The sequence below is a fragment of the Gluconobacter thailandicus F149-1 = NBRC 100600 genome, assembly GCF_000964465.1.
In the GTDB taxonomy this organism is placed as follows: domain Bacteria; phylum Pseudomonadota; class Alphaproteobacteria; order Acetobacterales; family Acetobacteraceae; genus Gluconobacter; species Gluconobacter thailandicus.
The window spans coordinates 1-6,591 of sequence record NZ_BANH01000063.1 but is presented as its reverse complement, the minus strand read 5'-3'; the positions used below and the strand labels follow the sequence as shown (position 1 = coordinate 6,591).

Sequence of the window (6,591 nt, the reverse complement as noted above, 5' to 3'; positions counted from 1 at the left end):
GGGCGGCAGGAAAGCTCATCGGACGTCCACCCCGCCTGACGTCCATTCAGCGTCAGCATATTCGCGAGATGGCGCAGCAGGGCAAATCTCTTAGAACGATTGCCAGACTGTTTCGTGTCGGACCAAGCACTGTCCACCGCGTCGTGCAGCAGACAGCTTAAAATAATCCCCACAAAATAACGGACTTCAGAACTGAGGGAAATGATCTTCCTCAGTTACACATTCACTACAATCCCAGCACCCACATCAGCAGAGCTATTAAGATCAATGCGAAAAATACTCCGAGTGGTGCTACGCCTCTACGCGGACGTTTTGGGCGTTTACGAGCTGGCTCTGGAGAAGATGTCACTCCGGCCTTGAGGTCTAACCATTCATCCAGATCAGAAATACGAAATCTGATATCCCTTTTTCCGTACGTTACCGACCTTGGTCCTTGCCGCATCCACTTAAGATTCCGAAGACGACCTTGGCTGATGCCAAGATATTCAGCCGCCTGCGGATATGTCAGGACAGCAGGACGGACAGACTCAGGAAGTTCAGACATAAGCCATCAAATTAAACATCGGACTTTAATCCGAAAATGATAGTCGAGATTGGTCAAGAGAACCATGACAAATGGTGCGAGGACGAGCAGGAAGCCTAAACTCTCCCTTCAAGCTCAGAATGCCATCAAGCGACGTTATCGGGAAAACCTTAGCCAGCGAATATGGCGTTGGCCTCAGAACAGTCCAGCGCATTACCTCTGACTTGTAATGCTCATCATGAGCAACAGGCCAGAGAGAGGGCGTCGACAGGTTTCCTCACAATACCATCGGAGATATGAAAGGATATCTTGTGTTTGAAGGTTCTTCCGATGTCCGCTCTTTCCACGCTTCTCGATACGTTCCGCCGGATGGCTGTTTCAGAGAGCGAGAAAGGAACGTATTTCGAAGAACTGATTGTCTGCTATCTGCGGACTGAACCCAGCTATGCTGACCTTTACGATATGGTCTGGCCATACAAGGTTTGGGCTGGTGAGAATGGCCACCCTGTCAAAGACACGGGCATTGACCTTGTGGCCAGAGAACGAGGGACAGGGAAGCTCCATGCCATCCAGTGCAAATTCTATGCGCCGGACCACAAGATAACCAAGAAGGACATCGACACCTTCTTCTCAGCCTCTGGCAAAAGCTGGTTCTCCCATCGCGTCATCGTAGCCACCACCAATCTGTGGAACAGCAACGCAGAAGCCACGCTGGCGGACCAGCACCCTCCTGTCAGCAAGATTGACCTGCTCGACCTCGAAACCAGTGTCATCGACTGGTCGCAGTATCAGCCAAAACAAGCCCCTGTTCTGCGAAAGAAGAAGACACCACTTCCTCACCAGGACACAGCTATAAAGAATGTGCTGGCTGGCTTCATAGCTTCTGACCGTGGCCGTCTCATCATGGCCTGCGGAACAGGCAAGACCTTCACCAGCCTGAAGTTGGCAGAACAACAGGTCGGCGCTGGCGGTCGTGTTCTGTTTCTGGTTCCCAGCCTCTCCCTGCTCTCCCAGTCCCTGACAGAGTGGACGCAGGAAAGTCAGGTTCCCCTGCACAGTTTTGCCGTCTGTTCAGACAGCGATGTAGGGAAGAAGAAGGCGTCTCAGGACGACGAAATCAAAGTCAAAGTCCACGAACTCCGCTATCCGGCGACCACGAACCCCGAGCGTCTGGCCAGCGAATATCAGAAGCGTCACGATGCCACCCACATGACGGTGGTCTTTTCCACCTATCATTCCATTGATGTTATCTCTCAGGCCCAGAAAGAGTTCGGCTTTCCCGAGTTTGACCTGATTGTCTGCGATGAAGCACACCGCACAACAGGCGTGACCTTCGGAGGCGAAGAGAACGACAGCGCCTTTGTCCGTGTTCATAACCAGACCTATCTACAGGGCCAGAAACGTCTCTACATGACCGCCACCCCCCGCATCTATGGGGATGTGGCTCAGGAAAAGGCAGAGAATGAGGGGGCCATTGTCTATGGCATGAACAATGCCGAAATCTTCGGCCCTGAGTTTCATGTCATCACCTTCTCCGAAGCAGTCAGACGCAAACTACTGGTCGATTACAAAGTCATCGTTCTGGCCGTGGATGAAGGCACCGTCAGCGCAAGACTTCAGAAGCTCCTGGATGACCCTGACAATGGCCTGAAAGTGGATGATGCCGCCAAAATTGTCGGGTGCTGGAAAGCACTGGCCAAGATTGGTCTGTCACAGGATGGCGTTGAAGACCCGGAGCCTATGAAACGGGCTGTGGCCTTCTGTCAGGTCATTTCCCCAGACTACAAGGGACGCGCTCACAAGGTCAGTTCCATCCAGATTGCCGATATGTTCCAGAAGGTAGTCGAGGAATACCAGCTCCAGGACAATATCGAACCTGAAGCCCGCCTGACCTGCGAAGCGAAACACGTCGATGGCGGGATGAATGCCAGCGAGAAAGAAGCAAAGCTCTCTTGGCTAAAAGATAAACCAGAGGAAAACAAAGGAAAGATTTGCCGCGTTCTCTCCAACGTCCGATGCCTCTCTGAAGGTGTGGATGTTCCTGCCTTGGATGCCGTATTGTTCCTGACCCCCCGCAATTCTCAGGTGGATGTGGTGCAATCCGTGGGTCGTGTCATGCGAAACGCTCCGGGAAAGACACGAGGCTATGTCGTTCTGCCTGTTGTCATTCCTGCGGGAACACCTCCCGAGGATTCTCTTGATAATAATCAGGCCTACAAGGTGGTGTGGCAGGTTCTTCAAGCTCTGCGCTCACATGATGACCGCTTCGACAGCATGGTCAACAAAATGGACCTTCAGGCCAAGCCTGACACGTCCCGCATGGAAGTTGTCGCCGTCACCCAGAAAATTACCCAGAAGACGATGGCCCTGACGGCAGGGACAGCCCAGAAAGCGCATTCGTCCTATAACCTTGGCAAAAAAGCTTCTCGCTCAAGCGATGAGCAGTTCAAGATGGAATTCCAGGTCGGGGAAATCGAACGCGCCATCTACGCGAAAATCGTCAAGAAGGTAGGCAATCGTCACCACTGGGAAGACTGGGCTGGTGATATTGCCAAGATTGCCCAAACCCACATCACCCGCATCACCACCATCCTCGACAATCCAGAGAATGTTCAGGCGCGTGAAGCGTTCGACCAGTTCGTGTCTGACCTGCGCTCAGAACTCAATGACAGCATCAGTCGAGAGGACATTATTGAGATGCTGGCCCAGCATCTCATCACCCGTCCTGTGTTTGAAGCCCTGTTTTCAGGCCATAGCTTTGTTTCCGACAATCCCATGTCGAAAGCCATGCAATCCGTGCTGGATGCGCTAAACAAGCACAGCCTGCACAAGGAAGCGGACACGCTGGAAAACTTCTATGCCAATGTGCGTGAACGCGCCTCTGGCATTGATACGGCCTATGGTCGGCAGAAGGTCATCAAGGAACTCTATGACGGCTTTTTCCAGCAGGCTTTCCCACGCCTGAAAGAGCGCCTCGGGATTGTCTACACCCCACTGGAAGTCGTGGACTTCATTATCCACTCTATCAATGACGTGCTGGAAAGCGAGTTTGGCCAGACTCTGGGAAGCAAAGGCGTCCACATTATGGACCCTTTCACGGGCACAGGGACATTCATCACCCGCCTGCTTCAGAGTGGCCTGATTACGAAGGAGCAGATGCTCCACAAGTTCAGGCACGAACTTCATGCCAACGAAATCGTCCTGCTGGCCTATTACATTGCGTCTATCAACATCGAGGCGACGTTCTCCGACCTGATGGACGGCACCTATGAGCCTTTCGAGGGTATCTGCCTGACAGACACCTTCCGACTGAATGAAGCTCATGACCTGATTGGCTCAACACTGGAAGACAACAACAAGCGCATCAGGAAGCAGAAGACGCTCGACATCCGCGTCATCATGGGGAACCCGCCTTATTCGGTCGGGCAGGAAAGCGGAAACGATAACAACCAAAACGTGTCCTATCCCGCACTAGATGCCCGGATTGCCGAAACCTATGCTGGCAGGTCTGCAACAGCATCTGTCAGAACGATGTATGACAGTTATATCCGCGCTATCCGATGGGCTTCTGACCGCATTGGAGACTGTGGTATTCTAGGCTTTGTGACTAATGCAGGCTTCCTCGATACGACCTCAGCCGATGGCCTGCGTCAGTGTCTGGCTGAAGAGTTCTCAAGCATCCATGTGTTCCATCTTCGGGGGAATCAAAGGACGTCAGGTGAAACGTCTCGCAAGGAAGGCGGTAAGATTTTCGACGCGGGAAGTCGTGCCCCGATTGCCATTTCCATTCTGGTGAAGAACCGGGAAGCCAGGGAGCAGGGACGCATTCTGTTCCATGATATTGGGGATTATCTGACCCGCGAACAGAAACTGAAAAAGATTGAAGAACTGGCCAGCATCAAGGGTCTGACTGATGCGGGGCTATGGCAGAACATCACGCCAGATGAGCATGGTGACTGGCTTCGTCAGAGAGATAGTAGCTTCGGAGCATTCATGCCTATTGGAATGAAAAAAGGAAGCGAGACAACATTGTTTTCTCATTTCTCTCTCGGCGTAGTAACGAACAGAGACGCGTGGTGCTGGAACTCTTCACCTGAGGCCTTAAACACCAATCTACAACGAATGCTAAGCGTTTATAATTCGGAATTAACGCGCTTTAATACCGCATATTCAACAAAAACCCAGAAAGAAAAGGATGGATTTGTAGTATCCTTTGTAACAACAGAAGCATCTGCAATTAGCTGGACACGTGGGTTACGGCATAACCTTTCTCGTAATAAAACTATCAATTTTTATGAAGAACGTCTGATAAAGGCGATTTACCGGCCATTTAGCCCACAATGGCTATATTTCGACAGGAGTCTGAACGAGGTAGTCTCACAAATGCCTCGCCTGTTTCCTGATGCAAAGGCGGATAATCTGGTCATCTGCATGAATGGAGTGGGGAGCAGAAACGGCACAACTGTGTTGATGACCTGCTCAATCATTGACCTGAATGCATTTGATGCAGGCGCACAGTCTTTTCCACTCTATGTCTACGCAGATGAAAATACCCAAAAAAACGCTGGCAGTGACCTGTTCAATGGCCAAAAATCCCAAGGTCCCACCCGCAAAGATGCCATCACAGATGAAGGACTGAAGCACTTCCAGGACGCCTATCCTGGGCAAAGCATCAGCAAGGAAGACCTGTTCTATTACGTCTATGGGCTTCTGCACTCTCCAGACTATCGGGAACGCTATGCTGACACCCTAAGGAAAGAACTGCCTCGCATTCCTCGCGTGAAAACATACGAAGCCTTCAAGGCGTTTTCAGACGCTGGTCGGCGCTTGGGAGAAATGCATGTCCATTTCGAGACCCAGCCTATCTATGAAGGGGTGAAAATCGACACAGGAAACACGCGCCTTTCACCTGAAGACTACCGTGTCACCCAGATGAAGTATGGCAAGGGCAAGGACAAAACCGTCCTGCACTACAATGACCGCATCACAGTCACAGGAATCCCGCTGGAAGCCTACGACTATGTGGTCAACGGCAAATCTGCTCTGGACTGGGTGGTTGAGCGTCAATGCGTCAAAAAAGATAAGGCCAGCGGTATCGTCAACGATGCCAATGACTGGGCCATCGAGACCATGAACAACCCACGCTATCCATTGGAACTCTTCCTACGCGTGATAACTGTCAGCCTTGAGACGATGAAAATCGTGAAGTCCCTCCCTGCCCTGGAGATTCTGGACACATAAAGTGCTTCTTCTTTCGCAAAGCGACTGCGCTTATCCGCCAGCCAGAAACCTCAGGATAAGCAGTGCAGTCGCTATGATCCCCAGCGCGACAAAGATATCCAAAAGGATAATGCCTCGACGAGAACGCTTGGCACGTTTGCGGGCAGGGTCTGGAGGAGGTGTCACTCCAGCCTTAAGGTCTAACCATTCCTCAAGGTCAGAAATACGAAATCTGATATCCCTTCTACCGTATGCTACCGACCTCGGGCCTATCTTCATCCACTTGAGATTTCGAACACGACCTTCGCTGATGCCAAGATATTCAACAGCCTGCGGGTGTGTCAGGACATCAGGACGACCAAACTCAGGAAGTTCGGACATCAGCGATCAAATCAGAACGCGGGGCTCCAACCTAGAAACTATAGTCGAGATCCGTCAAGGGAACCCCTCTTACCTCTTGAGCCATTTGTGAGCCAATCTGGGGAGGATGTAGGGTGACAAGCTGTGATGAGGGGTGATATTAAATCGTTGGAAAGCAAGGTTATTAACAATTTTCTCGTAGATTTAGGAACCTATTTTCTGCCCTCTCACGGCGGCAACAGGGGTTCGAATCCCCTATGGGACACCATGACTCTAAGTCATTGATTTTTCAGACAATTTTTTGCAGGTTTTCTGGCGTGTGGCACATAACCGTGGCACATGGGACGACACTGCGTGGCAACGCCTTACATGACCCGCCGGGGCTCCGGTTGGTATCTGAAAATCCGTATCCCGTCCGACATCCGCCCCATCCTGGGTGAGCATCTTGTCCGTTCGCTCCGCACCAGCGATAAATCCACCGCCCAAGC

General features: G+C 51.6%; 5 protein-coding genes. 3 read left to right on the top strand and 2 right to left on the bottom strand.

The genetic code is table 11. From position 1 onward, the window contains the following. Window positions 1-17 precede the first annotated feature (17 nt). A complete protein-coding gene (locus B7444_RS17385) occupies window positions 18-161 on the top strand; it encodes a helix-turn-helix domain-containing protein (protein WP_289305553.1) in 144 nt (47 codons plus the stop codon). Between the two features lie 65 nt (window positions 162-226). On the opposite strand, the gene B7444_RS13965 is transcribed toward B7444_RS17385, so the two are convergent. Then, complete coding sequence (locus B7444_RS13965) at window positions 227-544, bottom strand: helix-turn-helix transcriptional regulator (RefSeq protein ID WP_081603781.1); 318 nt, start codon at window positions 542-544, stop codon at window positions 227-229. A gap of 309 nt (window positions 545-853) precedes the next feature. Between B7444_RS13965 and B7444_RS13960 the strand changes: the two genes are divergently transcribed. Continuing rightward, window positions 854-5,764, top strand: a complete 4,911-nt coding sequence (locus tag B7444_RS13960; RefSeq protein ID WP_156474073.1) for a DEAD/DEAH box helicase — start codon at window positions 854-856, stop codon at window positions 5,762-5,764. 30 nt (window positions 5,765-5,794) lie between these two features. Here B7444_RS13960 and B7444_RS17465 read toward each other — a convergent pair whose 3' ends face one another. Next, a complete protein-coding gene (locus tag B7444_RS17465) occupies window positions 5,795-6,124 on the bottom strand; it encodes a helix-turn-helix transcriptional regulator (protein ID WP_007283649.1) in 330 nt (109 codons plus the stop codon). Window positions 6,125-6,442: 318 nt separating this feature from the next. Between B7444_RS17465 and B7444_RS17460 the strand changes: the two genes are divergently transcribed. After that, window positions 6,443-6,591: DUF6538 domain-containing protein (locus B7444_RS17460; RefSeq protein WP_373277514.1), on the top strand; the 149-nt coding region annotated here is incomplete at its 3' end.